Raw genomic sequence first — 26,707 nt, 5'->3', positions numbered from 1 at the left:
CGGTTAAGCATTACAACCCGTCAAGCATCGCCTTGTTACGCACAGCACCCTTGTCGGCGCTGGTCGCCAGCAGGGCGTAAGCCTTCAACGCGGTGGTCACTTTACGTGGACGTTTTTCCACAGGCTTCCAGCCTTTCTGGTCTTGCTCGGCACGGCGGCCGGCCAATTCTTCGTCGCTGACCAACAGATTGATCGAGCGGTTCGGAATGTCGATCAGCACTTTGTCGCCGTCCTGCACCAGACCGATCGCGCCACCCGCCGCGGCTTCTGGCGAAGCGTGGCCGATGGACAGGCCCGAGGTGCCGCCAGAGAAACGACCGTCAGTGAGCAGGGCGCAGGCTTTGCCCAGGCCTTTGGATTTCAGGTACGACGTCGGGTACAGCATTTCCTGCATGCCCGGGCCGCCTTTCGGGCCTTCGTAACGGATGATCACGATGTCGCCGGCCTTCACTTCGTCCGCGAGGATGCCGCGTACGGCGCTGTCCTGGCTTTCGAAGATCTTCGCGTTGCCTTCGAAGACATGGATCGACTCGTCGACGCCAGCGGTTTTCACCACGCAGCCGTCCAGCGCGATGTTGCCGTAGAGAACGGCCAGGCCGCCTTCTTTCGAATAAGCGTGTTCGACACTGCGGATGCAGCCGTTTTCACGGTCGTCGTCCAGGGTTTCATAGCGGGTCGACTGGCTGAACGCGGTTTGCGTCGGGATGCCCGCAGGGCCGGCCTTGAAGAAGTGATGCACGGCTTCGTCGTCGGTCTGGGTGATGTCCCACTTGGCGATGCCTTCGGCCAGGGTCTTGCTGTGGACGGTCGGCAGGTCGGTGTGCAGCAGGCCGCCACGGGCCAGCGAACCGAGGATGCTGAAGATCCCGCCGGCACGGTGCACGTCTTCCATGTGGTACTTCTGGATGTTCGGCGCGACTTTGCACAGCTGTGGCACGTGGCGGGAGAGACGGTCGATGTCGCGCAGGTCGAAATCGATCTCGGCTTCCTGGGCGGCGGCCAGCAAGTGCAGGATGGTGTTGGTGGAACCGCCCATGGCGATGTCCAGCGTCATGGCGTTTTCGAACGCCTTGAAGTTGGCGATGTTGCGCGGCAATACCGATTCGTCGTTGTCGTGGTAGTAACGCTTGCACAGCTCGACGATGGTGCGGCCGGCCTGCAGGAACAGCTGCTCGCGGTCGCTGTGGGTAGCGAGCGTCGAACCGTTGCCGGGCAATGCCAGGCCCAGGGCTTCAACCAGGCAGTTCATCGAGTTGGCGGTGAACATGCCGGAGCACGAACCGCACGTCGGGCAGGCGCTGCGCTCGTACTCGGCGACTTTCTCGTCAGAAGCGCTGGAGTCGGCGGCGATCACCATGGCGTCAACGAGGTCGAGACCGTGGCTGGCGAGTTTGGTCTTGCCGGCTTCCATCGGACCGCCGGACACGAAGATCACCGGGATGTTCAGGCGCAGGGACGCCATCAGCATGCCGGGGGTGATCTTGTCGCAGTTGGAGATGCAGACGATGGCGTCGGCGCAGTGGGCGTTGACCATGTATTCGACGGAGTCGGCAATGATCTCGCGGCTCGGCAGCGAATAGAGCATGCCGTCGTGGCCCATGGCGATGCCGTCGTCCACGGCGATGGTGTTGAATTCTTTGGCGACACCGCCAGCACGTTCGATTTCACGGGCGACCAGTTGGCCCAGGTCCTTGAGGTGGACGTGGCCCGGTACGAACTGGGTGAAGGAGTTGGCAATGGCGATGATCGGCTTTTTGAAGTCGTCATCTTTCATCCCCGTGGCGCGCCACAGTGCGCGGGCGCCGGCCATGTTGCGGCCGTGGGTGGATGTTTTCGAGCGGTAATCAGGCATGAAGCACTCCGGGCGGCTAATCAGGTATCAAAAGGGAAGTGAGCTTCTATTGACGTCTGGAACACTCAGAAATGGCCGTGTGTCCGGAAGTTGCCGATAACTTTGCGGGATCGCCGCGCGCTTCAGCTTGAGCTCATAAACCCGCCGGGGGATGACTGGCGATGAATGTCGCGATTCTACACGGCTGGTGGCGGGAGGGAATGGTCGCGATCATGGAGGCAGCAACCAAGAGACGTGTGGATGGCGGCACTGTAGGAGCGAGCTTGCTCGCGAAAAACCTGAGAGCGCCGCGGGGTGTCAGGCTGCCCGCGTTATCGTTGACGTTTTTCGCGAGCGAGCTCGCTCCTACAATGGTGCGTGTGTCAGATCCAGACTGCGTCCCACAGCGGATATTCGCCGATGTGCTCGACCAATCCTGCTCGCAATGGATTGGCAACGAGGTATCGAGCCATCGCTTTCAGATCGTCCTCGCGACGCAACGCCCTGTCGAAGTAGCCCTTTTGCCATACAGGCCCTGAAAAGCCTCGCTCCTGATTGATGAGTCGTGCACAGCGGGATTTGGTGACTTGCATCAGTTTCGGCAAATCACCGCTATGCAGCTCAACCAACCAGTGGAAGTGATCAGGCATTACAACCCAGGCCAAAGAAGTGGCATGACTATCTTCCTGAGCTTTTCTGAACTCGTTCACCACTAACCGACCAATGCGCCAATCTTTGAAGGCCGGTTGTCGTTGATGAGTAACAGCAGTGAGCAGGTAGATACGGCCGTGTTCAGAGTAACGGCCGGTTCGTAAGCAATGGGCTTTTGGCGTGCTGGACATTCCGTTGTCCTCTTCCGAGATGTGAAGAGAAACGGTAGATGCGGGATTGGCGGTTGTCGCTGTGACAGTAGTTCTGGATATGTCATGGACATGTAGGAGCGAGCTCGCTCGCGAAAAACCTGAGAGCGCCGCGGGGTGTCAGGCTGCCAGCGTTATCGTTGACGACCATCGCGAGCAAGCTCGCTCCTACAGGTGTATCGCCAGATTGCGCTGCGTGATCAGCGCGTTCACAGTCAGACCCGCTGCGCTCAAGATAAGGAAACACAAGGCCAGCGCCGTGGTCAGGTCTTCGGACGCGAAATTGATCACCACGCTGATCACGCCGCCGCACAGGAAGATCATCACGCCGCCGACCGAGGAGGACGTGCCGGCATCCTGTGGATAGAGGGTCATGGCTTTGGAATTGGCGATAGGCCGGGCAATGGTGGTGCCGGCCGTGCAAATGAGCATGGGGATCAGCACCGCCGCAGCCGTGAGCCCGAACTGATTCGCCAGCCACAGCATGACCAGCCCCGACAATGCGATCAGTCCCAGGCCGATCACTATCTGCGAATTGGCCGGCAGACGCCGATGCAGCGCGCTGGCAACGATCCCGCCGAACACATAAGCCACGCCATACAGCAACAATGTCCAGGCGAATTCGTAGGGCGAGAGGGCCAGGCGCTCCATGAAAATGATCGGCGACATGACGATGAATGAAAAATGGCAGGCGAAGGCCAGGGCCGAAATCAGCCAGTAGCCCATGAAACGTAGATCGGAACACAGTCGCCAGTAGGCACTGAAAAAGCGACCGGGCGAGGCATTACGACTGCACGGGGTTTTCTTGAGGAGTACGGCAGCACTTATCCAGACGAAGACCGCCAGCGCGATAAAGACATAGAAGCTGCCCTGCCAGCCCAGATGCATTTGCAGCCAGGTACCGAGCAGCGGCGATATGGAAATGAACACGCCGCTGCAGGTCGTCATCCAGATCCTGATTCGCTCCTGTTCCTTGCCGACGAACAGATCCTGAATCAGCGCCTGCGACAGCACAAAGGAACCGCAACCCACTGCCTGAACGACGCGAAACACCAGAAACCAGCTGTATTCGCTGGAAACCAGGCAACCCGTTGCTCCGACTATCGAGATGGCGATACCGGTCATCAAAAGGTGCTTGCGTCCCCACAAATCCGACAGCGGCCCGACCAGCACCACGGATAGCCCAAGGCCAATGGCGAACAGGCTGACAGAAAGGGCAATGTCGGACGCCGAGGTCCGGAAGTAGTCGGAGAGCGCTGGAAAGGACGGGAGTACGACGTCCAGCGGGAAAACACCCAGTAGCGTCATCGTCATCAATAGCAGGATGAGCGACGACTTTTTCGCGGTGTGCGTGGAAGGGTTCATCAACAACGCTCTCGATCCGTGAGGGGTGGCCGAGAGTCGACTTGATGAACAGGGAAGTCAATGCAGAAGGTGTGGGACTGTTCTGAACCTGTTGTAGGAGCGAGCTTGCTCGCGAAAAACGAACAGACTACGCGGGGTGTCAGGCATCCAGCGTTATCGTTGGAGACCATCGCGAGCGAGCTCGCTCCTACAGTGGTTCTGTGTTGTTAGCTGTTTGGCAGCAACCGGCAAGTAACGCTCTTGATGTAACGGGTTTCAGCAATCGCCGGGTGCACCGGATGATCCGGACCCTGACCGCCACGTTCCAGCATCTGGATGTTGCGGTCCAGGTGGCGGGCGCTGGTCAGCAGGATGTTCTGCAGATCGTCTTCCGGCAGGTGCATCGAGCACGAGGCGCTGACCAGGATGCCGTCCTTGCTGAGCAGGCGCATGGCTTGCTCGTTCAGGCGACGGTAGGCGCCTTCACCGTTTTTCATGTCTTTCTTGCGTTTGATGAACGCTGGCGGGTCGGCCACGATCACGTCGAAACGTTCTTCGCTGGCTTTCAGTTCTTTCAGGGCTTCGAAGACGTCGCCTTCGATGCAGGTCATTTTTTCGGCAAAGCCGTTCAGCGCGGCGTTGCGCTCGACGCCGTCGAGGGCGAAGGCCGAAGCGTCGACGCAGAACACTTCACTGGCACCGAATGCGGCCGCTTGCACGCCCCAACCGCCAATGTAGCTGTACAGATCCAGTACGCGTTTGCCTTTGGCGTAAGGGGCCAGGCGTGCGCGGTTCATGCGGTGGTCGTAGAACCAGCCGGTTTTCTGACCCTGGATGACCGGCGCTTCGAATTTCACGCCGTTCTCTTCCAGGGCAACCCACTCCGGCACCAGGCCGAACACGGTTTCGACGTAGCGGTTGAGGCCTTCGGCATCGCGGGCGGCGGAGTCGTTCTTGAACAGAATGCCGCTTGGCTTGAGCACTTGGGTCAGCGCCGCGATCACGTCGTCTTTATGGGCTTCCATGGTCGCCGAAGCGATCTGCACCACCAGAATGTCGCCGAAACGGTCGACCACCAGACCTGGCAGCAGGTCGGAGTCGCCGTAGACCAGGCGATAGAACGGCTTGTCGAACAGGCGATCGCGCAGGGACAGGGCGACGTTCAGGCGATGCACCAGCAGCGATTTGTCCAGCGGCAGCTTGATGTCGCGCGACAGCAGGCGGGCGCAGATCAGGTTGTTCGGGCTCATGGCGACGATGCCCAGCGGCTTGCCGCCGGCGGCTTCGAGAATCGCCTGGTCGCCAGCCTTGAAGCCGTGCAACGGGGTGGCGGCTACATCGATTTCGTTGCTGTAGACCCACAAGTGGCCGTTTCGCAGGCGACGGTCGGCGTTGGCTTTGAGGCGCAGGCTAGGCAGGGACATGACGTCGCTCCGGAAAAAAGAGCGGGAGTATAGCGTGTTGAGGGTGGCGGCGGGCCGGGCGGGCGATGAAACGCTTATGACCTCTTCGCGGGCAAGCCTCGCTCCTACAAGGACCGCGTAAATCCTGTAGGAGCGAGGCTTGCCCGCGAAGGCGATTTTGAATGCAACGCCGACAATGAAACTTTGGCCTAGTATGCCGGCCACTGTGTCGGATCCAACTTTATAAAGGTTAGAATCGCCACCTGTCCCAGAGTGTGTACCTATGTCCCAAGAGCTGACCACCGAACAGATCCAACAGTCCTTGCAAGGCATCAGCGTGCCGGCCCAACCGCAAATCATGGTGGATCTGCAGATGGAGCAGTACATGCCCGATCCGGATCTGGAAGTGATCGCCAAGCTGATTTCCCAGGACCCGGGCCTCTCTGGTGCATTGCTGAAGATCGTCAACTCGCCTTATTACGGCTTGAGCAACAAGATCGCCTCGATCCAGCGTGCGGTGAATCTGCTGGGCAGCCGTTCGATCATCAACCTGATCAACGCGCAGTCGATCAAGGGTGAAATGAACGATGACACCATCGTCACCCTGAACCGTTTCTGGGACACCGCTCAGGACGTGGCGATGACGTGCCTGACCCTGGCCAAGCGCATCGGTATCGAGGCCGGCGATGAAGCGTATGCCTTGGGTCTGTTCCACGACTGCGGCGTGCCGCTGATGCTTCAACGCTTCCCCAACTACATGACTGTTCTGGAAGAGGCCTACGCCAACGCCAGTGCTGAATGCAGGGTGGTGGACACCGAAAATCGGGTGTTCAATACCAACCACGCGGTAGTCGGTTACTACACGGCCAAATCCTGGCGCCTGCCGGAGCACGTGAGTACCGCAATCGCCAATCACCACAATGCGCTGGCGATTTTCAGCGATGAGTCTTCGCGCAACAGCCAGTTGAAAAACCTGCTGGCGATCCTGAAGATGGCCGAGCACATTTGTGCGTCCTACCGGGTACTGGGCAACCAGAACGAGGACCATGAATGGAACAGCATTGCGGCGTTGGTGCTCGATTATGTCGGGCTTTCGGACTACGACTTCGAAACCCTCAAACAAACGATTCGCGACCTCGGCACTCACCGCTGAGTGTGGTGAGAGCCTGATTCGAGAGCACCATGCCTGAACTGCCGGAAGTCGAAACCACCCGCCGCGGTATTGCACCGCACCTGGAAGGCCAGCGCGTCAGCCGGGTGATCGTGCGTGATCGTCGCCTGCGCTGGCCGATCCCTGAAGACCTGGATGTGCGGCTCTCCGGCCAGCGCATCGTGCTGGTGGAACGACGCGCCAAGTACCTGCTGATCAATGCCGAAGTGGGCACGTTGATCAGCCATTTGGGGATGTCAGGCAATCTGCGTCTGGTAGAAGTCGGCATGCCAGCCGCCAAGCATGAGCATGTGGATATCGAACTGGAGTCGGGCCTGGCCCTGCGTTATACCGACCCGCGACGTTTCGGCGCGATGCTCTGGAGCCTCGATCCGCTCAACCACGAACTGTTGATTCGCCTGGGGCCGGAGCCGTTGACCGACCTGTTTGATGGCGAGCGCTTGTTCCAGCAGTCCCGCGGGCGTTCGATGGCGGTCAAGCCGTTCATCATGGACAACGCGGTGGTGGTCGGCGTCGGCAATATCTACGCGACTGAAGCGTTGTTTGCGGCCGGTATCGACCCGCGTCGTGAGGCCAAAAGTATTTCCCGGGCGCGCTATCTGAAGCTGGCCATCGAGATCAAACGCATTCTGGCCGCCGCCATCGAGCGCGGCGGCACGACGTTGCGCGACTTTATCGGCGGCGACGGTCAGCCCGGTTATTTTCAGCAGGAATTGTTCGTGTATGGCCGTGGTAGTCAACCGTGCAAGGTGTGCGGAACAGAGCTGCGAGAGGTCAAACTCGGGCAGCGCGCCAGCGTCTTTTGCCCTCGCTGCCAGAGCTGATATCTCCTACGGTCTATAGTCAGTATTCTCACTGCCTAGTCGAAGGACCGCGCCATGAACCTGTTTCGAACCCTTGCCGTCGTTATGCTTCTGAGCGTCGGTACGCCAGTGCTGGCGGCAGACACCGGCAGCGGTGATCCGCGCTACACCATCCAGAACCCCCCGGCCTACGCCATGCTCGGCGACTTGCTGATTGCCCGACCCTTGCTGGTTGTGGCAACGGTGATTGGCGTGGGGGCGTTTGTGGTGTCGTTGCCGTTTACCGCGTTGGGCGGCAATGTTGGCGACGCAGGGCAGGCGTTGGTGGTCGACCCGGCGAAAGCGGCGTTTGTGCGGTGTCTGGGGTGTATCGGGGAGGGGTTTGAGCAGCGGGAGTGAAGTCAGTCAGGTCTTCGGTGTGGCTGATGGCCTCTTCGCGAGCAAGCCCGCTCCCACATTAAGACCGTATTCTTCTGAACTAACTCGGTCGAATGTGGGGGCGGGCTTGCTCGCGAAGAGGCCCTTAAGATCGCTACAAAAATATCTGAATCAAGCCTTACCGGTAATCACCCGATACTTCGCCATCAGTTGCTCTTCAGTCTCCGGATGCGCTTCATCCAGTGGAATGCAATCCACCGGGCAGACCTGCTGGCACTGAGGTTCGTCGTAGTGGCCGACACACTGTGTGCACAGGTTCGGGTCGATCACGTAGATCTCTTCGCCTTGGGAAATGGCGGCGTTTGGGCACTCGGGTTCGCAGACGTCGCAATTGATGCAATCGTCGGTGATGATCAGGGACATGCTAACTCCAGCCGGGGCGCAAGGCCCGGGCGCAATAAACCAATGCGCACAATTGTGCCGCATTGGCGCTGTAGGAGCCAGCTTGCTGGCGATGGACGGGAGAGCGCTGCGTTTATCCAGGCAGCCCTAGTCATCGTTAGCGTCTTTCGCGAGCAAGCTCGCTCCTACAGGTTTACTTCTTGAAGCGTTCGGTGAGGGCGTCTGCCACCGCAGGGTGGACGAACTTGGTGATATCGCCGCCCAGGGCCGCGATTTCACGGACCAGCGTCGAGGAGATGAACGAATAGCGCTCGGACGGCGTAAGAAACAGGCTTTCCACGTCCGGCGCCAACTGACGGTTCATGTTGGCCAGCTGGAATTCGTATTCGAAGTCCGAAACCGCGCGTAAACCACGCAGGAACACGTTGGCATTCTTCTCTTTGGCGAAATGCGCCAACAGCGTCGAGAAGCCGACGACTTCAACGTTCGGCAGATGTTTAGTGACCTCGCGGGCCAGCGCCACACGCTGTTCCAGGGGAAACAACGGGTTTTTCTTCGGGCTGGCAGCGACGGCGATGATCACATGATCGAACAGGCGCGCGGCGCGTTCGACCAAGTCGCCATGGCCCTTGGTAATAGGGTCGAAGGTTCCTGGGTACAACACTCGGTTCATCGCGTCGTCCTGGCGGGAGTTCGTTGGGGAGTCGGATGGTATCGCAGCCTTCCCGGTCGGCCAAGTCGCCTGTTGGGTAAGAAAGCACTATAGACGATAGGAATATTCGCTCTTTTCACGGGTTTTTCAAACGTTCGGCGAGCAAAGTCGCCAATTGCGCCGTCAGCCCGTACACCGACAATTGTGGGTTTGCGCCAATGCTGGTGGGGAACAGCGAGCCGTCGTGGATCGACAGGTTGCTGAGTTGATGATGCCGGCCAAGGCTGTCGGTCACGGCGTTTTTCGGGTCTTCGCCCATGGCACAACCGCCCATCACATGGGCACTGCCCAGGCGTGTGCGATACAGCTCGAGGCTCAAACCGTCGATCAGCGTGCGCGCTTCGGCCAGGTTTTTCACGTAACGCGCGTCGGCGTGCATCGGCATGACCGCGTTGGCGCCACCGGCGAACTGGATCTCGGCCATGCTGTGGAACGCGCGGCGCAAACCGTCCCAAGCGTAGGCTGAAACCTGATAGTCGAGCACCGGCGTGTTGTCAGCGCGCAGTTCGACACTGCCGCCGGGGCTGTCCGGGTGAAAACCGTCCCGCAGTAACGCCAGCATGGCGTGTGTATGGGGCAGGTTTTCCATGTGCTGCGCGTTTTCCTTGCCGTAACCACCGAGCAGGGTGGCCGCCAGCGCCGGGTGCAGCGGTGGCACTTCGAGTTTGTAAGCCATCTTGCCGGTTGCGCCGTCCTGCCATTGGAAATGGTCGGAGTAGATCGACTGCGGCGCGCCGTAGAACGGGTTGATCACCTCGTCGAACAGCCCCGCGGACATGTTTACCAGATGCAGAAAGGTCCGTTTGCCCAGACGCTTGTGCGGGTCTGGCGCATCCGAGCGCAACAGCAGCGCGGGGCTGTTGATCCCGCCGCCGGCCAGCACGTAATGCCGCGCCTTGACCGTGATCGTCCTGCCCGTGGGGGCGACGCAACGGTCGTCCATCGCCACGCACTGCAGGCCCGTGACCTTGCCGTCCTTGATCACTAATGTTTCCGCGCGGGCCAGGTAAAGCAGTTCGCCACCCTTTTCCAGAGTCGCCGGAATCGTCGTCACCATCATCGATTGCTTGGCGTTGGTCGGGCAGCCCATGCCGCAATAACCGAGATTCCAGCAACCGCGCACGTTGCGCGGGATGACGTGCCAGGTGTAGCCGAGCTTCTCGCAGCCCTTGCGGATCACGTCGTTGTTGGCGTTCGGCGGGACCCTCCAGGGTGCGACGCCCAGACGTTGCTCCATTTTCTCGAACCACGGTGCCATTTCGGCCGGGCTGTGGCCTTTGACGTCGTGCTCATTGGCCCAGTGTTCGAGCGTCGGGTCCGGGGTACGAAAGCTCGACGTCCAATTGATCAGCGTAGTGCCGCCCACCGCCCGGCCCTGGAGGATGGTGATCGCGCCGTCCTTGCTCATGCGGCCAATGCCTTCCTGATAAAGGCTGGTGTAGGCCTGGTCTTCGAGCAGCTTGAAGTCGCTGCTGGTCTTGAGCGGGCCTTCTTCGATCAGCAACACCTTGTAGCCGGCGGCGCTGAGGATTTCAGCGGTGGTGCCACCCCCCGCGCCGCTGCCGATGATCGCTACGTCCGCTTCAAGGGTCAGGTTTTCGGTCAGTTGCGAGCCGTTGTAGGTTTTCCAGCCGCGGGCCATGCCTTCGCGGAACGGGTCGGGTACGGGCATGTTCGGGTTCTCTTGTTATTTTTGGATTCTGTGTTGATGCGGCTGACGCCTTCGCGAGCAAGCCCGCTCCCACATGGATCGCGAAAACCCTGTGGGAGCGGGCTTGCTCGCGAAGGGGGCGACTCGGTCTCAAACCGCAGGCGGCCCGGGATACCCGCAATGCGCCCACGATTCCCGACGGCTGTACCACGCCATCATCACCAGTTGCTGCAACGAACTGTGCCCCATGCGCAACAGGCTCAACGAGCTGTTTTCCCAGCGATCAAGAAAGTGCCGGATCTCGACGGCGCTGGCGTTTTCCCAACTGCCCCAGATTCCGGTCAATGGCCCACGAGTCACGGCCATCCCCAGCACGTCGAACAGTTGCCGAGTCAGCTTGAGCATTTCCGGCGACAGATGATCGAGCCCGTTATCCAGGGTTTTCAGGGTGCCATCCACCGCCATTGGCAGGTTCTCGACCGCCACGGCACCGTCGAGCATCACCGGGATCAGCGCCCGCAAAAACAGCAGATCGCCGCTACGCAACATCGCGAAACCGCTGGCCGGAATACTCGAAGAGCAGCCGCTGAGGCTCGCACCCAGTCCGGCGGTGGCCAGAAAAGCACTCGCGCCGAGGCTGAATTTAAGCAAGCCGCGCCGTGACAGCGCGGGTGTATCGGACAGGCCTGGGCTCATTATTGTTATTACCCGAAGGATTTTGATCGTCAGCGGATAAACAGCTTCTGGATCAGTTTCTGAATGGATTTGCCGTACGGCGGGTAAATCAGCTTCGCCGCGTTGAAACGCTGTTTGATCAGCACACCTTTGGCTTTGCTGAAGGTCAGGAAGCCTTCGTGGCCGTGGTAATGACCCATGCCCGAGGGGCCGATGCCGCCGAACGGCATGTCGTCCTGGGCAACATGCAGCAACGTGTCGTTCAGGCACACGCCACCGGAATGGGTCTGGTGCAGGACGCGGTTTTGTTCGCGCTTGTCGTAGCCGAAGTAATACAGCGCCAGCGGACGAGGTCGCTGGTTGATGTAGGCAAACGCTTCATCCAGATCCTTGTACGGAACGATCGGCAGCAGTGGACCAAAGATTTCGTCCTGCATCACCATCATGTCGTCGGTGACGTTGAGCAGCAGGCTGTGGCTCATGCGGCGCCCTTGGCCCTGGTCGAACAACGGGATCAGCAGCGCGCCTTTGCTGGTGGCATCGCTGATGTAGCCGTTGAGTCGGGCCAGTTGTCGGTCATTGATGATCGCGGTGTAGTCCGGGTTGTCAGCCAGTGTCGGATAAAATCCGCGAACCGCCTGACGATAGGCTTCGATGAAAGAGCCTACGCGGTCTTCCGGCACCAGCACGTAGTCCGGGGCCACGCAGGTTTGTCCGGCGTTGAGCGTCTTGCCGAACGCGATGCGTTCGGCGGCATCTTTCAATGGCACATCGCGGGAAACGATGGCCGGGGATTTGCCGCCCAGTTCCAGCGTCACCGGGGTCAGGTTTTCCGCCGCCGCGCGCATCACATGTTTGCCGATGCTGGTGGCGCCGGTGAACAGCAGATGATCGAAACGCAGGCGGGAAAACGCCACGCCGATATCGGCCTCGCCGAGCACTACGCACACCAGGTCTTCGGGAAAGATCCGGCCCAGCAATTCCTTGAGCAGCAAGCCAGTGGTGGGGGTCGACTCGCTGAGTTTGAGCATCACCCGGTTGCCCGCCGACAAGGCGCCCACCAAAGGGCCGATGGCCAGATACAGCGGGTAGTTCCAGGGAACGATCACTCCGACCACGCCCAGCGGCTGATAAATGACTTTGGCCGAGGCGGGCTGGAAGGCAACGCCGACTTTGCGCCGTGAAGGCTTCATCCAGCCTTTGAGGTGCTGACTGGCGTAGTGAATGCCGTGCAGGCTCGGCATCAGTTCGGCGAGCAGGGTTTCATCGGCGCTGCGGTGGCTGAAGTCCTGACTGATGGCATCGATCAGCGCCTGGCGTTCAGTGCTCAACAAATCCCGCAGGGCTTTGAGCCATTGCTGGCGCTGCGCCGCGGGAGGCATCGGGTTGGCGGCATAGGCTGCGCGCTGGGCGTTGAACAGGGTTTGGAGCTCTTCCAGTGGCTGCTGCAGGTTCTGAAGGTAGGCAATTTCAGCAGTCATGGTCATCTCCGGACTTATTGTTGTGAAGAACTTTTTAGAGTCTGTGCTCTATAAAGTCAAATGACATCCCGGCGCAGCTTTGTTTTATCCACGGGCGGATAGGTCGTAAGATGCCCGTCAACGCACTCTGAATTAAAGCTCAAGCCATGGCCCCAAGGATCAAAACCAGCGAGCGCATCGTGCAGAACAGCCTGGAGCTGTTCAATCAGCAGGGCGAGCGCAGCATCAGCACCAACCACATTGCTGCCCACATGGAAATTTCCCCGGGCAACCTGTACTACCACTTCCCCAACAAGCAGGCGATCATCGCCGTATTGTTCAGTGAGTACGAAAGCCTGGTGGACAGCTTCCTGCGCCCGCCCCAGGGGCGCGCCGCCACGGTTGAGGACAAGCGTTACTACCTCCAGGAGTTGCTGGCGGCCATGTGGCGCTACCGGTTTTTGCACCGTGACCTTGAGCACTTGCTCGACAGCGATCCGGAACTCGCTGCCCGTTACCGGCGTTTTTCCCAACGCTGCGTGATCCAGGGCACGGCGATCTACAGAGGGTTCGTCGAGGCCGGCATCCTGGAGATGGACCGGGTGCAAATAGAATCCCTGACGCTCAACGCCTGGATCATCCTGACGTCCTGGGTGCGTTTCCTGTGCACCACGCGGGAAAACTCCAAGCACCTGAGCGAACAGGCGATCAAACGCGGTGTTTACCAGGTGCTGGTACTGGAGGCCGGGTTCGTCACGGATCAGTCTCGCGATGCGGTCAACGCACTGTTTGAAGAGTTTTACGTGCCGCTGGCCCAGGCTCTGGAAGAAGTGCAGTAGGATTCAGAATCGACACCCTCACAGGAGCCTGTTATGCCCATTGCGCAACTGATCAGCCCGCAAGCACTGGACCTGAAAAAGGAGCAGCCGGGGTTGGTGATTCTGGATTGTCGTTTTGCCCTCGAAGACCCGGATTACGGCCAGCGCAGCTATGCCGAAGGGCATATCGCCGGGTCGAGTTTTGCCGATCTTGAGCGCGACCTGAGCGGGACAATGGTCAAAGGCGTGACCGGGCGCCATCCGTTGCCCGAACCTGAAGAGTTGATCGAGCGTTTGCAGGCTTGGGGCATCAATGCCGACAGCGAAGTGGTTTTGTATGACGACGGTCCCGGCGCCTACGCGGCGCGGGCCTGGTGGTTGCTGGCCTGGCTGGGCAAGCGCGACGGCGTGTTCATCCTCGATGGCGGGCTCAAGGCGTGGCACGCGGCGGGTTTGCCCCTGAGTCTCGATGCTCCCGGCGTTGAACGTGGCACCTTTTCCGGGACGCCGGACAATGCGCTGATCCTGAGCGCTGAACAACTTCAGCAACGTCTCGGCCAACCCGCGCTGACCTTGCTCGATGCCCGCGCCTTGCCGCGTTTCAAGGGCGAAGTGGAGCCGATCGACCCGATTGCCGGGCACATTCCCGGCGCGCAATGCGCGGCATTCACCGATAACCTGGGCAGTGACGGACATTTTCTGCCGGCCGATCAGCTCAAGCAGCGGTTTGCGGCGAAACTCGGCAATCGCTCGCCGACTGATCTGGTGGCGTACTGCGGTTCCGGCGTGACGGCTTGTCATAACCTGTTCGCGTTGTGCCTCGCGGGATATCCGTTGGGATCGTTGTATGCCGGCTCGTGGAGTGAGTGGATCAACGATCCTGCGCGTGGCATCGCTGTCGGCGAATAACACAAATCCAATGTGGGAGCGGGCTTGCTCGCGAATGCGGTCGGTCAGTCACATAAGTTTCGACTGAAACACCGCATTCGCGAGCAAGCCCGCTCCCACATTAGAGCTGTGTCGTCAGCAGTTGTCGCGCACTGCGATACGCCCCCGGCCCAACCCCATAAACCTGCTTGAACTGCCGATTCAGGTGACTCTGGTCGGCAAAGCCCAGCTGCATGGCCACCTCCAGCGGCAAACAGCCGCCTTGCAACAATGCCCGCGCACGAGCGATGCGCTGCTGCATCAGCCAGGTGTGCGGTGGCATGCCAGTGGCGCGGCGAAATACCCGAGCGAAGTGGAACGGCGACAGGTTCACCGCTGCCGCCAGTTCTTCCAGCGACGGCGGTGCTGCCAATTGTGCCCGCAGCAGTTCCTTGCCCAGCGTCACCGCGCGGTGCTCTTTGCCGGGCTTGCCTGCGTCGGGAACAGCGGCGTGACGTTGCAGCAACGACAGCATCATTTCCCGCCAGGCGGTCTGCTGTTGCAGGGCGGTGGAAGGCGTTTCAAGCAAGCGATGAAGCTGGCAGAAACCCTTCACCAGATCCGGGTCCCGATACAACGTGGCGCCAAACGCCGGCAAGGTGTGGGTCGGCAGTTCCAGCTCGGCCAGCAGCGAGAGAATCTGCCCACTGTCGGGATAAAACGCCCGGTACAGCCAACCGTCTTCCGTGCCCTTGTGGCCGGTGTGCAATTCATCCGGGTTGATCAGCACCAGCGTGCCGCTGCCCGCCAGGTGTTCGGCGCCGCGATAACGGTAACGCTGAGCGCCGGCCATGATCATGCCGATCACGTAACCGTCATGCACGTGGGGGGCGAAACGGTGTTCGATGTAGCGCGCGGACAACAACTCGACCCCGACCAACGGCGCCGTTTGCCAGAAACGGATCGACTCGCCCTGATCGGTATCCATCGGTTTACTCGCGACCCACGGCAGCCAGCCACTGCGGGATGCGCCGTTCCAGGTAGTAACCCGGTTGCCGGAACGTGCCATCGACGAAGCCGACATGCCCGCCCTGGGCTTGCAGCTCGAATTGAGTGCAGGCGGACAATTCCTCGGCTGCCGGCAGGCTGTGAGGAAACACAAACGGGTCGTCTGCGGCCTGAATGATCAGCGTCGGCGTGCGAATCTCGCCAAGGAAATAGCGGCTCGAGGCACGGCGATAGTAATCCTGTGCATCGGTGAAGCCATGCAGCGGCGCGGTGACCCGGCCATCGAAATCCCAGAAGGTGCGCATGTTCTCCAGCGAGCCGAGGGCGGCCAGTTTCGCCAGGCCATCCTCGCGCCCGTCATGCTGGAACTGCCGTTGCTTGTTCTTGATGTAGGCGACCATCTCGCGCATGAAATGCGCCTGATACACCTTCGAAAAACCCCGGCCGATACGGTCGGCGCAGTGATCGAGCCGGAACGGCACCGACACTGCCACCGCGCCGAGCACGCCACTGTCGCTGCCGGTCTCGCCCAAGTGTTTGAGCAAAACGTTGCCGCCGAGGGAATAACCGACCGCGTACAACGGCGCGAGCGGCCGTTTGGCCCGCAGGTGTTTGATGGCTTCGGCGAGGTCTTCACTGGCGCCGGAGTGATAGCTGCGCGGCAACAGATTCGGTTCGCCCGAACAGCCGCGCCAATTCAGCGCGACGCTGGCCCAGCCTTGGGCGCCCAGCGCTTTTTGCACGCCGGCCACGTAAGGCGAATTGGAAGAGCCGGTCAGGCCGTGCAACACCAGCACCAGCGGCGTATCGGCGCTGTGCGGACCGTGCCAGTCCAGGTCAAGAAAGTCGCCATCCTCGAGCCACAAGCGTTCGCGCTCGCGCTCGATGTGGGTGGTTTTGCGCCACAGCGGACCCCACAAGGTTTGCAGGTGCGGGTTGCCCAGGCCGAAGGCGGGAGTGAAGCGAACGTCGGGTCCGGTGGGAGGCAAAAATGCGCGCACGGCAAATCTCAAAAGAGTGATGCATGAAGCGGCAGGCACGAAGGTGCGGCTGCCGCTTTCAACAAAAACCTAACTTGCCACAAAGCTCGCGTCAGCGCGACACGTGTGCCGGGACGGATCGTCGGCTGGCGCAATGACGGGTTGCGGAATTGGCAGTTGCTCCACCTTGGGGCCCACGGTGACCACTCGCCACTGATCGTCAGTCAGGTGCTTGCCCAATGTGGTTTTGATTTCCTTGAGCGTCAGTCGCTGCACTTGCTGTACGAAGAAGTCCAGATCGAGAGGCAGCTGATGGCGGTTGATCTCGACCAGACGTTCGAGGATCTGCTCGTTACTGGCGCTGTCAATAACGCTCATGTTGGCCAATCGGCGCTTGAGATGATCGAGCTCCTCCTGTGTAGGGCCGTCACGCAGATAATCGCCGAGCATTGATTTCACCAGTGCCACCGTGCCGTCAGCAAATTGCGGACGGGTTTGCAGCGCGATCGTTGTCAGTCCGCCTTCCGCCCAGTCTCTGGTCCGAATGCTGGCTTCGTACACCAGTCCGCGCTTGTGCCGCAGTTCAGTGATCAGACGGGAATTCGTCCCCCGGCCAAAAATCACCGTTGCTGCGTACAGCGCAACGAAGTCCTCATGCTGGCGCGACACGCTCGGCTGTCCGAGCAGCACGTGGATTTGTTCCTGCGGACGCTCGATATGGCTGGTCATCTCCGTGCCGGTCGGCTTGAAAGGTTCGGCCGAGGTCATGCTGACGGGCGTGTCGGGCAGCGCGTTGGCGATTTGCAGGCTGATGGTCTGAGCCTGTTCCACCGTCAAGTCACCCACCACTGTGATTTGTGCCTGGCGCGCCGAGTAGGCTTGCCGGTGAAAGTCCTGAACGACTTGTCGGGTGATGGACGCCAGACCTGTCTCGGTTCCATAGATCGAACGCGCGTACGCGGTATCGGGGGCCAGAAGCTCTTGGAGACGCAAAGAGGCAATCTCCTCTGGCTGTTGCTGTCGTGATTGAAGCAATCCGCGAAGCTCGCTCTTGACCCTGACCAACGCTTCATCTGACAGGGACGGCTGGCCAAGGATTTGTGCAAACAGTTGCAGTGCCGGCGCGCTTTTCTCCGGGTCGCTCAGACTGCGCAGGGAAAAGTTGGCACGCTCTTGATCTAGCGTTATCCCGAGCTTCGCACCCAGGCCATCGAAGGTTTCGCTGATGGCGGCGTGGTCAGTTTTGCCCTCTACACCTTCATTCAGCAGGCTGAATGTCATCCCGGCGAGGCCGGGCTTATCCGTGTCGCGTGCACTGCCGGCGGCGAAGCTGACATGAATATCGAACATCGGCAGTCCTGATGCGCGTATGAACAGCGTTTTGGTGTCTGCTCTGGTTTTCCAGCCCTTGATGGTCAATGGGCGTGGCGTTGATTGGCTCGTGTCGATGTCCAACAGCGATTGCAGGCGTGGCGCAGGAAAACCGGCTGGCGCGGCGGGTGGGGTATCGGCTGCCATCACACTGGCAGGCAGGCAACCGATCAGCGCGAGGTAGAGTATTGCGGCCCGAGGGCCGTGCGCAGATTCATTCATCATTTTTCTTCTCCACAAGAACATGGGCCGTGCTCAGGCGTTCACGGATCAGGTAGGTCTCGGCGGCCCGGCGGATGTCCTCGGGTGTCACTTTCTTTAATTCGGCGACGTCTTGATCCATCAATTGCCAGGACAGACCGATGCTCTCCAGTCCGGCCAGTTGGCTAGCGGTGTAATCAATAGAGTCCCGTGCATAAATTTGCCGGGCGATCAGTTGAGTTCGAGCGCGCTCCAGCTCATCGGCGGAGGGTGGTGTGGTTCGCAGTTCGTCGAGCAATTGCCAGATTCGCGTTTGCGCCTCGTCGAGGCTCGCGGAGTGCGTATCGTCAAGTCGGGCACTCAATACCAGAAGCGTGTCGCCACGGGTGAAGGCGTCATAGGTGGAGCCGACACGGGTGAACAGCTGTTCTTGATGCCTCAGGCGCTTTTGCAGGCGGGCGCTTTCAGAGCCCGCCAGCAGCATCTCGATCAAGCGCAGGGCGTGTACGGTTTTACGTGCCTCTGCCGTTGCCAGACCGGGCACATTGAACGCCATGATCAGCTCTGGGGCGTGGACAGGTTGATGGAGGGTGAGTTTCCGTTCGCCTGGCTTCGGCAGCTCCAGCGGCTTCAGTACAGGGGGGAAGGGACGGCTGGCGAGCGCGCCGAAATAGCGTTGCGCCAGAGGCTTGACCTGATCAAGCGTGACGTCACCGACGATCACCAGCGTGGCATTGCCGGGTGCGTAGCGCGACTCATACCAGTCGCGCAGTCCGGCGGCGTTCAAGCGTTGCAGGTCGTCCATCCAGCCGATGACGGGAGTCCGGTAGCTGCTGGAGGGAGAGGCCAGCGTCATGAGGCGTTCGAGCGCAGTCTCTGTAGGGCTGTCGTCTACTATCAGGCGACGCTCTTCCCGAATCACCGCCATCTCGGGAGTCAGGTCCTCGGCCCGCAAGAGCGCTGTCGACATGAGATCGGCCATCAACTCGAACGCGACGCCCAGGTAGGGGGTGGCCAACGTCTGGTAGTAACCGGTCACATGTTTGCTGGTAAATGCATTTTCCGAAGCGCCCAACGATTCAAGAATGGCCGCTGCTTCACCTGGACAGGTCTTGCTGCTGCCTTTGTAGAGCATGTGTTCCAGAGCATGCGACAGGCCGGTCTGCCCCGGGGCTTCGTCGATGGAGCCGACCTTGAACCAGAGATGAGAGGTCACTATGGGGGCGCGGTGATCCTCTTGCACGATGACCTTCAGGCCATTGTCCAGTACAAATTCGTGTGTGGGTGATGGGGCGGCGAGTGCCGCCAGCGGGGCCAGGCATAGAAAAAGCAGCATCCTGCTGCGGTATTTGTCCATGGGAGAGTTGTCCTCAGTGGTTTACGGAGATTACGTAATCCACTGTGAGGATTTTGATGCGCCGCTGTGCGGTAGATAGTTACCGCACAGCGGGCATTCATCTGGACAGATCGTGTCCCGGCGGAGTTACAGGCTGCGCTGCCACAGCGCGTAGTAAACCCGCCCGGATTTCTGCTCGCGGTGCAGGCGCCAGTTCGCCGGCAAACCGAGCGTTGACGGTGCGTTTTCGCTTTCGGTGTAGACCCAGGCGTCGTCCGCCAGCCATTGGCGCTCTTCCAGCAGGGTGCACACGGCGGGCAACAGGTTCTGGTTGAACGGCGGGTCGAGGAAGACCAGGTCGTAGGCGACCGCTGGCTGGGTTTCCAGATAGCGTAAGGCGTCGGCGGTCTGAACCTGGCCGGTGGTGCAACGCAGCGTGCCCAGATGTTCTTTCAGGCTGGACACCGCGATGTTGCTCGCATCCAGCGCCTGACCCATGGCCGCGCCACGGGACAAGGCTTCGAGAAACAGCGCGCCGCTGCCGGCGAACGGGTCGAGCACCTTGGCCCCGGCCACATACGGCGCGAGCCAGTTGAACAGGGTTTCACGCACCCGGTCCGGGGTCGGGCGCAAGCCCGGCGCGTCAGGGAAGCTCAGTTTACGGCTGCGCCATTCGCCGCCGATGATGCGCAGTTGGTTCACGCCGTTATGCACGTTGTGAACAGGTTTTTTTGGACGGGAAGTGGCCATTAATGCTCCGGAACCCCGAGCGGTTGCTCGGCAGGTTTATCAGTAGGGGCCGGTAACGGCTTTTGCGGCACGGTCGGGCCAGCGCTGACGATGACCATTTTGTCCGCGCTCAAGTGTTTGTTCAGTGCGGTTTTGACTTGCTCGACCGTCAGGCTCTGGGACTGCTGCATGAAGTCCTCCAGGTAACTCAACGGCAAGTTGTAGAAACCCATCGCGCCGAGCTGACCGACGATGTCGGCGTTGCTGGCGGTGGACAGGGGGAAGCTGCCGGCCAATTCTCGCTTGGCGTCGTCGAGTTCTTTCTCGGTCGGCCCGGTTTTAAGGTAGTCGGCGAGCACATCTTGCACCAGTTTCAGCGTGCCTTCGCTCATCTCGGCGCGGGTTTGCAGATTGATCATGAACGGGCCGCGCGCCTGCATCGGGGTAAAGCCCGAATACACGCCATACGTCAGGCCCCGCTTCTCGCGCACTTCGCTCATCAAACGGGTGCCGAAGCCACCGCCGCCGAGGATCTGGTTGCCCATGGACAGGGCGGCGTAATCCGGGTCGTCGCGGTCGATGCCCAGTTGCGCCAGCATCAGGTTGGTCTGCTTGGACGGAAACTCGATGTGGCCGATGCTGGCTTTCGGCTCGACCGGTTGCGGCAGTTTCGCCAGCGCAGGGCCTTTTGGCAGCGCGCTGGAAACTTGCGTAGCAATCGCCTCGGCCTCGGCACGAGAAAGATCGCCCACCAGCGCAATCACCACGTTGCTGGCGGCGTAGGCTTTCTCATGGAAAGCCTTCAGTTGAGCCACGGTAATCGCTGGAACGGTTTTCGCCGTGCCGTCGCTGGAATGCGCGTACGGGTGATCGCCGTACAAGCGATTCATCAGCTCGATGCTGGCCAGTTTGCCGGGGTTCTGTTTCTGGTATTCGAAGCCGGCAAGCATCTGGTTCTTGATGCGCGCAAACGAATCGGCGGGGAAGGTCGGTTTGCCGACGACTTCAGAGAACAGTTTCAGCGCGGGCTCGCGTTTGTCGGCGGCACTGAGGCTGCGCAGCGACGCCAGCGCCATGTCCTTGAACGCACCGTTGCCGAAGTCGGCGCCCAGGCCTTCGAAACCCTGAGCGATGGCGCCGACATCTTTGCCGGCCACACCTTCATTGAGCATCGCGTTGGTCAGTACCGCCAAACCTGGCGCATCACCGTCCTGGCTGCTGCCGGCGGCGAAAATCAGGCGCATGTCGAACATCGGCAACTCGCGGGCTTCGACGAACAGCACCTTGGCGCCTTCGACGGTGTTCCAGGTCTGCACGTTGAGCGAGCGGCGACTCGGTGCCTTGCCGTCGAGCTCGGCCAGCGATTGCAGCTTCTGGCTGGATTTGGCCTTGTCGAGGGCTTCGCTGGCGTTGGACTCGCCGGTCTTCAGGAAATAGAAGGCCGCGGATCCGATCAATGCGACAGCAATCAGGCCAATCAAGGCCCAACGGGATTTTTTACACTCACTCATGAGTCGTCTCCAGTGGCAGGACATGGGCGACGCTGAGACGTTCGCGGGTGAAATACAGCTTGGCGGCTTTCTGGATGTCTTCCGGCGTTACGCTTTCCAGTTCGGCCAGTTCGGTGTCCATCAGTTTCCACGACAGGCCGACGGTTTCCAGTTGGCCGATGGCGGTCGCCTGGCTGGTGATCGAGTCACGCTCGTAAACCAGACCGGCGATGACTTGTGCGCGGACGCGTTCAAGTTCTTCGGTCGACGGGGCAGTGGTTTTTAGCTGATCGAGCAGCTTCCACAGACCGGCTTCGGCCTGGGCCATGGTTTTGTTTTTCTGGGTGTTCGGCGTTGCCGACAGGGTGAACAGGCTGTCGCCACGGGTGTAGGCGTCGTAGCTCGACGAGCCGCCGGACACCAGTTCTTCACCGCGTTCCAGTTGTGTCGGGATGCGTCCGCTGTAGCCGCCGTCGAGCAGGGCCGAGATCAGGCGCAAAGCGTGGACCGACCGCTTGTCTTCGGCGGTGGCGATGCTCGGTACGTTGAAGCCCAGCATCAGGCTCGGCAATTGCGTCTGAACGTGCAGCGTGATCTGGCGCTCGCCGGGTTCGGCCAGTTCCATCGGGATTTTCGCCGGCGGCACGTCACGCTTGGCGATCGGGCCGAAGTAGCGCTGGGCCAGGGTTTTGACCTCGTCCGGTGTTACGTCGCCGACGACCACCAGCGTGGCGTTGTTCGGTACGTACCAGGATTGGTACCAGTGGCGCAGTTCTTCGACTTTCATGCGGTCCAGGTCAGCCATCCAGCCGATGGTCGGCGTGTGGTAACCGCTGGCCGGGTAGGCCATGGCCTTGTAGCGCTCGTAGGCCTTGGACATCGGCTTGTCGTCAGTGCGCAGACGACGTTCTTCCTTAATGACTTCGATCTCGCGGGCGAACTCGTCGGCCGGCAGGCGCAGGCTGGCCATGCGGTCTGCTTCCAGTTCGAAGGCCACGCCCAGACGGTCGCGGGCCAGCACTTGGTAGTAAGCGGTGAAGTCGTCGCTGGTGAAGGCGTTCTCTTCGGCGCCGAGGTCGCGCAGGATCAGCGAGGCTTCGCCGGGGCCGACTTTCTCGCTACCCTTGAACATCATGTGTTCCAGGGCGTGGGACAAGCCGGTCTGTCCCGGCGTCTCGTAGCTGGAGCCGACCTTGTACCAGACCTGGGAAACCACCACCGGCGCACGATGGTCTTCGCGCACGACGACCTTCAGGCCGTTGTCGAGGGTGAATTCATGGGTGGGTTGCGGGTCGGCAGCGAGGGCTGAAAGTGGCAGACAAACTGTGCTGAGCAGCAGGCCTGCAGCGCGGCGGGCTAGAGCATTCATTCGTTTTTTAAACCTGTTGAGCTGCCCGCTTGGTCTTAGCGTCGGCGGGCGAGAGGGTGCTAGGATACTGATCCGTTTTACTGGCGGCCACGCCTATCAGGCCTTTGCGTCTGATCAGGTTGAATGGGTTTGCGGCAGAAGGCTGTGGTTTATCAACTAAACTCTGCTTTTTCGCCGATTTTGCCGCTTCAGTCCTTCGTGAAATCGTTTTTGTAAGGTGCCGTTTGCACCTCCAGAAAATGTTGCGCGTGAACAAGCTGGGTCAATCGCAGTCTGTTCTGCATCGAATATTTATTTGCCGGGGCGCCCTTGGCGCGTCGCTACTGTGAGATAGCCGTCCTCCATGTTTGGTTCCAACGACGACAAGAAAGCCCCAGCTGCGGCTGGCGAGAAGAAAAGCCTGTTCGGATGGCTGCGCAAAAAGCCGCAGGAAACCGTCGTCGAACAGCCACAGCCACTTCCTGAGCCAACCCCGGCGCCTGTAATAGAAGAAGCGCTGGCGCCGATTGTCTTGCCGATTGCCGAACCGGTGCTGCAACCCGTGGTTGAGGCTGAACCCGAAGTCGTGGTTGAACAGCCACTGACGCCAGCCGTTGAGCCGTGGCTGACCTTGCCGGTGGCGGAAGAGCCGGTGGCGCTGGTCGAAGACGAGCTGGTGCCGCACGTTACACCGCCGATTCCGGCGCCGACTGCGTTTGCGCCTGAGCCGATTCCGGCTCCGGTGGTTGAGCCGGTTGTTATGGCCGAGCCTGCGCCGGTTGTTCCCGAACCTGTGATTCCTGTATTCGTTGCTCCGGTTGCTCCGGTTGCTCCGGTTGCTCCGGTTGTTCATGCGCCAGAGCCTGCGCCGGTCGTCGCTCCTGTTGCTGCCGCGCCGGTCGTGCCGGTCGTCGCTCCTGTTGCTGCCGCGCCGGTCGTGCCGGTCGTCGCTCCTGTTGCTGCCGCGCCGGTCGTGCCGGTCGTCGCTCCTGTTGCTGCCGCGCCGGTCGTGCCGGTCGTCGCTCCTGTTGCTGCCGCGCCGGTCGTGCCGGTCGTCGCTCCTGTTGCTGCCGCGCCGGTCGTGCCGGTCGTCGCTCCTGTTGCTGCCGCGCCGGTCGTGCCGGTCGTCGCTCCCGTTGCCACCGCGCCGGTCGCGCCGGTCGAAACTCCCGCAGAACCGGCGCGCACTGAAGAATCCAAAGCCGGTTTCTTCGCCCGCCTCAAGCAAGGCCTGTCCAAGACCAGCGCCAGCATCGGCGAAGGCATGGCCAGCCTGTTTCTCGGCAAGAAAATCATTGATGACGAGCTGCTTGAAGACATCGAAACCCGTTTGCTGACGGCCGACGTCGGTGTCGAAGCGACTTCGGTGATCGTCCAGCGCCTGACCCAAAAGGTCGCCCGCAAGGAACTGGCCGACGCCGACGCGCTGTACAAGTCCTTGCAGGCTGAACTGGCTGCAATGCTCAAACCCGTCGAGCAGCCGCTCAAAATCACCTCGCAGAACAAGCCGTTCGTGATTCTGGTCGTCGGCGTCAATGGCGCCGGCAAGACCACCACCATCGGTAAACTGGCGAAGAAACTGCAACTCGAAGGCAAGAAAGTCATGCTCGCGGCGGGAGACACCTTCCGTGCCGCGGCGGTCGAGCAATTGCAGGTCTGGGGCGAGCGCAACAAGATTCCGGTGATCGCCCAGCACACCGGCGCCGACTCGGCTTCGGTGATCTTCGACGCCGTGCAGGCCGCCAAGGCGCGCGGCATTGACGTGTTGATCGCTGACACCGCCGGTCGTCTGCACACCAAAGACAATCTGATGGAAGAGTTGAAGAAGGTTCGCCGGGTGATCGGCAAACTCGACGCCGACGCACCGCATGAAGTGCTGTTGGTGCTCGATGCCGGCACCGGTCAGAACGCGATCAACCAGGCCAAGCAATTCAACCAGACCGTCGAACTGACCGGTCTGGCGCTGACCAAGCTCGACGGCACCGCCAAGGGCGGGGTAATTTTCGCCCTGGCCAAGCAGTTTGGCCTGCCGATTCGCTACATCGGCGTCGGTGAAGGCATCGATGACTTGCGTACTTTTGAGGCAGAACCCTTTGTCCAGGCATTGTTTGCCGAGCGGGAGCGTTCATGATTCGTTTCGAACAGGTCGGTAAACGCTACCCGAACGGTCACGTCGGCTTGCATGAGCTGAGCTTTCGAGTCCGTCGGGGCGAATTCTTGTTTGTCACCGGCCACTCTGGCGCCGGTAAAAGCACCTTGTTGCGGCTGCTGCTGGCGATGGAGCGTCCGACCACCGGCAAATTGCTGCTGGCCGGCCAGGACCTGGCCACCATCAGCAATGCGCAGATTCCTTACCTGCGCCGGCAGATCGGTGTGGTGTTCCAGAATCACCAGTTGCTGTTCGATCGCACGGTGTTCAACAACGTCGCGCTGCCGTTGCAGATCCTTGGCCTGTCGAAGGCCGAGATCGTCAAGCGCGTGGATTCTGCGCTTGAGCGCGTGGCGCTGTCGGATAAAACCGATCTGTACCCCGGCGACCTGTCCACCGGCCAGCAACAGCGCGTCGGCATCGCTCGCGCCATTGTTCACCGCCCGGCCTTGCTGCTGGCGGATGAGCCGACCGGTAACCTCGACCCGCGTCTGGCCGCCGAGATCATGGGCGTTTTCGAAGACATCAACCGTCTGGGCACCAGCGTGCTGATCGCCAGTCACGACCTGGCCCTGATCGCTCGCATGCGCCATCGCATGCTGACCCTGCAACGCGGCCGACTGATCGGCGACGGGGAGGCGGGCGTATGAGTGCGACACGCAGCCCTAAAGTCTCCGAGCGCGTGGCGCCGAAAGCCGCCGATCCGCAACCGCAGAAGAAAAAGCACGACGATGACGACGGTCCGGACTTCGCCACGCTGTTTCGCGCCTGGGTCGAAAGCCATCGCGCCAGTCTGCTGGACAGTTTGCGTCGCTTGGGCAAGCAGCCCATCGGCAGTTTCTTCACCTGCATGGTGATGGCGGTGGCCCTGAGTTTGCCGATGGGCCTGTCACTTTTGCTAAGTAACGTCGAGCGTCTTGGCGGTTCCTGGCAGCGTGCGGCGCAGATTTCCCTGTACCTGCAACTCGAGGCCAGCCCGACTGAAGGCGAGTCGTTGCGCGACCAGATCAAAGGCATTCCGGGCGTGGCCGATGCTGAATATGTCGGCCGCGATCAGGCGCTGGAAGAGTTTCAGCAGCAGTCCGGTCTGGGCGAGGCGCTGAAGGAGCTGCCGGAAAACCCGCTGCCAGGCGTGGTACTGGTGACCCCGAACGAAGTCGACAAGCCCGCGCTTGAAGCATTACGACAAAAACTTTCCGAGCTGCCGAAGGTACAACAGGCACAACTTGATCTAGTCTGGGTCGAGCGTCTGGCAGCCATCCTCAAGCTGGGCGACCGTTTTGTCTTCGGTCTGACCGTGCTTCTGGTTTCTGCATTACTTTTGGTGATAGGCAATACCATTCGTCTTCATATTGAAAACCGCCGCACAGAGATAGAAGTGATTAAACTCGTCGGCGGCACTGACAGCTATGTGCGCAGGCCCTTTCTGTATATGGGCGCGTTGTATGGCTTCGGTGCGGGGATGCTTTCCTGGGGTGTATTGGCGTTCGGCCTGGACTGGCTGAACGACGCAGTAGTCGGGCTGGCCGGTTTGTACGGCAGTGATTTTGCGCTGGCCGGAGTGCCGGTTGCCGACGGTCTGTCGCTCTTGCTTGGCGCGGTGCTGTTGGGGTATATCGGTGCATGGATTGCAGTCGCACGCCACCTGAGGGAGCTTGCGCCTAAGTAGTATCATTTTGCTCGTATTGACCTTTCAGCGTTTTTGGGAACTTGTCTTTCG

The 26,707-nt window shown here is 60.6% G+C and carries 24 protein-coding genes and 1 pseudogene; 8 read left to right on the top strand and 17 right to left on the bottom strand.

Annotation, left to right across the window (positions count from 1 at the left end):
• Positions 1–10 precede the first annotated feature (10 nt).
• The 5 genes and pseudogenes from ilvD to ACA073_RS24960 form a co-directional block, all read right to left on the bottom strand.
• Positions 11–1,852 carry a dihydroxy-acid dehydratase gene (gene ilvD, locus ACA073_RS24980; RefSeq protein ID WP_497400255.1) on the bottom strand — a complete coding sequence of 614 codons (1,842 nt, stop codon included), beginning with the start codon at positions 1,850–1,852 and terminating at the stop codon, positions 11–13.
• Positions 1,853–2,214: 362 nt separating this feature from the next.
• Entirely contained in the window at positions 2,215–2,673 is a 459-nt protein-coding gene (locus ACA073_RS24975; protein WP_497400254.1) for an REP-associated tyrosine transposase, read from the bottom strand.
• Between the two features lie 91 nt (positions 2,674–2,764).
• Positions 2,765–2,842 (bottom strand): annotated as a pseudogene (locus tag ACA073_RS24970) (outer membrane lipoprotein carrier protein LolA); the annotation flags it as partial.
• Positions 2,843–2,859: 17 nt separating this feature from the next.
• Positions 2,860–4,056, bottom strand: coding sequence for an MFS transporter (locus tag ACA073_RS24965; protein WP_497400252.1), 1,197 nt, complete (start codon positions 4,054–4,056; stop codon positions 2,860–2,862).
• 206 nt (positions 4,057–4,262) lie between these two features.
• The gene (locus tag ACA073_RS24960; RefSeq protein WP_497400250.1) at positions 4,263–5,459 is read right to left on the bottom strand and encodes a class I SAM-dependent rRNA methyltransferase; all 1,197 of its coding nucleotides are present in this window, start codon (positions 5,457–5,459) and stop codon (positions 4,263–4,265) included.
• A gap of 316 nt (positions 5,460–5,775) precedes the next feature.
• Here ACA073_RS24960 and ACA073_RS24955 point away from each other — a divergent pair, with 316 nt between their 5' ends.
• The 3 genes from ACA073_RS24955 to ACA073_RS24945 are packed head-to-tail and all read left to right on the top strand — an operon-like array spanning position 5,776 to position 7,811.
• A complete protein-coding gene (locus ACA073_RS24955) occupies positions 5,776–6,591 on the top strand; it encodes an HDOD domain-containing protein (RefSeq protein WP_497404220.1) in 816 nt (271 codons plus the stop codon).
• A 29-nt stretch (positions 6,592–6,620) separates the two neighbouring features.
• Positions 6,621–7,433, top strand: coding sequence for a bifunctional DNA-formamidopyrimidine glycosylase/DNA-(apurinic or apyrimidinic site) lyase (gene mutM, locus ACA073_RS24950; RefSeq protein ID WP_017341303.1), 813 nt, complete (start codon positions 6,621–6,623; stop codon positions 7,431–7,433).
• Between the two features lie 54 nt (positions 7,434–7,487).
• Entirely contained in the window at positions 7,488–7,811 is a 324-nt protein-coding gene (locus ACA073_RS24945) for a multidrug transporter (protein ID WP_497400249.1), read from the top strand.
• Between the two features lie 150 nt (positions 7,812–7,961).
• Here ACA073_RS24945 and ACA073_RS24940 read toward each other — a convergent pair whose 3' ends face one another.
• From ACA073_RS24940 to ACA073_RS24920, 5 genes are all read right to left on the bottom strand, one after another.
• A complete protein-coding gene (locus ACA073_RS24940) occupies positions 7,962–8,213 on the bottom strand; it encodes a YfhL family 4Fe-4S dicluster ferredoxin (protein WP_048722619.1) in 252 nt (83 codons plus the stop codon).
• A gap of 172 nt (positions 8,214–8,385) precedes the next feature.
• A complete protein-coding gene (gene coaD, locus ACA073_RS24935) occupies positions 8,386–8,865 on the bottom strand; it encodes a pantetheine-phosphate adenylyltransferase (protein WP_109635631.1) in 480 nt (159 codons plus the stop codon).
• A gap of 115 nt (positions 8,866–8,980) precedes the next feature.
• Positions 8,981–10,576, bottom strand: a complete 1,596-nt coding sequence (locus ACA073_RS24930) for a GMC family oxidoreductase (RefSeq protein ID WP_497400247.1) — start codon at positions 10,574–10,576, stop codon at positions 8,981–8,983.
• A 129-nt stretch (positions 10,577–10,705) separates the two neighbouring features.
• A complete protein-coding gene (locus ACA073_RS24925; protein ID WP_497400246.1) occupies positions 10,706–11,251 on the bottom strand; it encodes a twin-arginine translocation pathway signal protein in 546 nt (181 codons plus the stop codon).
• A gap of 29 nt (positions 11,252–11,280) precedes the next feature.
• Positions 11,281–12,711: a coniferyl aldehyde dehydrogenase gene (locus ACA073_RS24920; protein WP_497400244.1), complete on the bottom strand. Its 1,431-nt coding sequence runs from the start codon at positions 12,709–12,711 to the stop codon at positions 11,281–11,283.
• A gap of 146 nt (positions 12,712–12,857) precedes the next feature.
• Here ACA073_RS24920 and ACA073_RS24915 point away from each other — a divergent pair, with 146 nt between their 5' ends.
• The gene (locus tag ACA073_RS24915) at positions 12,858–13,529 is read left to right on the top strand and encodes a TetR/AcrR family transcriptional regulator (RefSeq protein WP_461952796.1); all 672 of its coding nucleotides are present in this window, start codon (positions 12,858–12,860) and stop codon (positions 13,527–13,529) included.
• A 33-nt stretch (positions 13,530–13,562) separates the two neighbouring features.
• Positions 13,563–14,417: a sulfurtransferase gene (locus ACA073_RS24910; RefSeq protein ID WP_497400242.1), complete on the top strand. Its 855-nt coding sequence runs from the start codon at positions 13,563–13,565 to the stop codon at positions 14,415–14,417.
• Between the two features lie 100 nt (positions 14,418–14,517).
• On the opposite strand, the gene ACA073_RS24905 is transcribed toward ACA073_RS24910, so the two are convergent.
• The 7 genes from ACA073_RS24905 to ACA073_RS24875 all read right to left on the bottom strand — a co-directional run bounded on the left by ACA073_RS24905 (position 14,518) and on the right by ACA073_RS24875 (position 22,859).
• Positions 14,518–15,363 carry an AraC family transcriptional regulator gene (locus ACA073_RS24905; RefSeq protein WP_497400240.1) on the bottom strand — a complete coding sequence of 282 codons (846 nt, stop codon included), beginning with the start codon at positions 15,361–15,363 and terminating at the stop codon, positions 14,518–14,520.
• A gap of 4 nt (positions 15,364–15,367) precedes the next feature.
• Positions 15,368–16,384: a hydrolase gene (locus tag ACA073_RS24900; RefSeq protein ID WP_497400238.1), complete on the bottom strand. Its 1,017-nt coding sequence runs from the start codon at positions 16,382–16,384 to the stop codon at positions 15,368–15,370.
• A 69-nt stretch (positions 16,385–16,453) separates the two neighbouring features.
• On the bottom strand, positions 16,454–17,959 hold the full coding sequence (locus tag ACA073_RS24895) for a M16 family metallopeptidase (protein ID WP_497400236.1): 1,506 nt from the start codon (positions 17,957–17,959) through the stop codon (positions 16,454–16,456).
• Positions 17,949–19,292: a M16 family metallopeptidase gene (locus ACA073_RS24890; RefSeq protein ID WP_497400234.1), complete on the bottom strand. Its 1,344-nt coding sequence runs from the start codon at positions 19,290–19,292 to the stop codon at positions 17,949–17,951. Before ACA073_RS24890 ends, ACA073_RS24895 begins: the two co-directional genes overlap by 11 nt.
• Before the next feature lie 126 nt (positions 19,293–19,418).
• The gene (rsmD, locus tag ACA073_RS24885; RefSeq protein ID WP_497400232.1) at positions 19,419–20,021 is read right to left on the bottom strand and encodes a 16S rRNA (guanine(966)-N(2))-methyltransferase RsmD; all 603 of its coding nucleotides are present in this window, start codon (positions 20,019–20,021) and stop codon (positions 19,419–19,421) included.
• Positions 20,021–21,511 carry a M16 family metallopeptidase gene (locus ACA073_RS24880; protein WP_497400230.1) on the bottom strand — a complete coding sequence of 497 codons (1,491 nt, stop codon included), beginning with the start codon at positions 21,509–21,511 and terminating at the stop codon, positions 20,021–20,023. Before ACA073_RS24880 ends, rsmD begins: the two co-directional genes overlap by 1 nt.
• Positions 21,504–22,859 (bottom strand): M16 family metallopeptidase, encoded by a 1,356-nt coding sequence (locus ACA073_RS24875; RefSeq protein ID WP_497400228.1) that lies wholly within the window; start codon positions 22,857–22,859, stop codon positions 21,504–21,506. Before ACA073_RS24875 ends, ACA073_RS24880 begins: the two co-directional genes overlap by 8 nt.
• Positions 22,860–23,202: 343 nt before the next feature.
• Between ACA073_RS24875 and ftsY the strand changes: the two genes are divergently transcribed.
• Genes ftsY through ftsX form a run of 3 tightly spaced genes read left to right on the top strand, consistent with a single transcriptional unit; the run spans position 23,203 to position 26,656 of the window.
• On the top strand, positions 23,203–24,969 hold the full coding sequence (gene ftsY, locus ACA073_RS24870; RefSeq protein WP_497400226.1) for a signal recognition particle-docking protein FtsY: 1,767 nt from the start codon (positions 23,203–23,205) through the stop codon (positions 24,967–24,969).
• The gene (ftsE, locus tag ACA073_RS24865) at positions 24,966–25,637 is read left to right on the top strand and encodes a cell division ATP-binding protein FtsE (protein ID WP_010466809.1); all 672 of its coding nucleotides are present in this window, start codon (positions 24,966–24,968) and stop codon (positions 25,635–25,637) included. The genes ftsY and ftsE overlap by 4 nt, the downstream gene beginning before the upstream one ends.
• A complete protein-coding gene (gene ftsX, locus ACA073_RS24860; protein WP_497400225.1) occupies positions 25,634–26,656 on the top strand; it encodes a permease-like cell division protein FtsX in 1,023 nt (340 codons plus the stop codon). Before ftsE ends, ftsX begins: the two co-directional genes overlap by 4 nt.
• Positions 26,657–26,707 lie beyond the last annotated feature (51 nt).

The sequence above is a fragment of the Pseudomonas sp. LBUM1670 genome, assembly GCF_059695695.1.
Note: the sequence above shows the minus strand (reverse complement) of the source record. Positions and strands in the feature narration are given on the sequence as shown.

Excerpts from the sequence above, each read along its gene's own strand:
- ilvD (WP_497400255.1), bottom strand. The coding sequence starts at position 1,852 with ATGCCTGATTACCGCTCGAAAACATCCACCCACGGCCGCAACATGGCC.
- ACA073_RS24975 (WP_497400254.1), bottom strand. The coding sequence starts at position 2,673 with ATGTCCAGCACGCCAAAAGCCCATTGCTTACGAACCGGCCGTTACTCT.
- ACA073_RS24965 (WP_497400252.1), bottom strand. The coding sequence starts at position 4,056 with ATGAACCCTTCCACGCACACCGCGAAAAAGTCGTCGCTCATCCTGCTA.
- ACA073_RS24960 (WP_497400250.1), bottom strand. The coding sequence starts at position 5,459 with ATGTCCCTGCCTAGCCTGCGCCTCAAAGCCAACGCCGACCGTCGCCTG.
- mutM (WP_017341303.1), top strand. The coding sequence starts at position 6,621 with ATGCCTGAACTGCCGGAAGTCGAAACCACCCGCCGCGGTATTGCACCG.
- ACA073_RS24945 (WP_497400249.1), top strand. The coding sequence starts at position 7,488 with ATGAACCTGTTTCGAACCCTTGCCGTCGTTATGCTTCTGAGCGTCGGT.
- ACA073_RS24940 (WP_048722619.1), bottom strand. The coding sequence starts at position 8,213 with ATGTCCCTGATCATCACCGACGATTGCATCAATTGCGACGTCTGCGAA.
- coaD (WP_109635631.1), bottom strand. The coding sequence starts at position 8,865 with ATGAACCGAGTGTTGTACCCAGGAACCTTCGACCCTATTACCAAGGGC.
- ACA073_RS24930 (WP_497400247.1), bottom strand. The coding sequence starts at position 10,576 with ATGCCCGTACCCGACCCGTTCCGCGAAGGCATGGCCCGCGGCTGGAAA.
- ACA073_RS24925 (WP_497400246.1), bottom strand. The coding sequence starts at position 11,251 with ATGAGCCCAGGCCTGTCCGATACACCCGCGCTGTCACGGCGCGGCTTG.
- ACA073_RS24920 (WP_497400244.1), bottom strand. The coding sequence starts at position 12,711 with ATGACTGCTGAAATTGCCTACCTTCAGAACCTGCAGCAGCCACTGGAA.
- ACA073_RS24915 (WP_461952796.1), top strand. The coding sequence starts at position 12,858 with ATGGCCCCAAGGATCAAAACCAGCGAGCGCATCGTGCAGAACAGCCTG.
- ACA073_RS24910 (WP_497400242.1), top strand. The coding sequence starts at position 13,563 with ATGCCCATTGCGCAACTGATCAGCCCGCAAGCACTGGACCTGAAAAAG.
- ACA073_RS24905 (WP_497400240.1), bottom strand. The coding sequence starts at position 15,363 with ATGGATACCGATCAGGGCGAGTCGATCCGTTTCTGGCAAACGGCGCCG.
- ACA073_RS24895 (WP_497400236.1), bottom strand. The coding sequence starts at position 17,959 with ATGATGAATGAATCTGCGCACGGCCCTCGGGCCGCAATACTCTACCTC.
- ACA073_RS24890 (WP_497400234.1), bottom strand. The coding sequence starts at position 19,292 with ATGGACAAATACCGCAGCAGGATGCTGCTTTTTCTATGCCTGGCCCCG.
- rsmD (WP_497400232.1), bottom strand. The coding sequence starts at position 20,021 with ATGGCCACTTCCCGTCCAAAAAAACCTGTTCACAACGTGCATAACGGC.
- ACA073_RS24880 (WP_497400230.1), bottom strand. The coding sequence starts at position 21,511 with ATGAGTGAGTGTAAAAAATCCCGTTGGGCCTTGATTGGCCTGATTGCT.
- ACA073_RS24875 (WP_497400228.1), bottom strand. The coding sequence starts at position 22,859 with ATGAATGCTCTAGCCCGCCGCGCTGCAGGCCTGCTGCTCAGCACAGTT.
- ftsY (WP_497400226.1), top strand. The coding sequence starts at position 23,203 with ATGTTTGGTTCCAACGACGACAAGAAAGCCCCAGCTGCGGCTGGCGAG.
- ftsE (WP_010466809.1), top strand. The coding sequence starts at position 24,966 with ATGATTCGTTTCGAACAGGTCGGTAAACGCTACCCGAACGGTCACGTC.
- ftsX (WP_497400225.1), top strand. The coding sequence starts at position 25,634 with ATGAGTGCGACACGCAGCCCTAAAGTCTCCGAGCGCGTGGCGCCGAAA.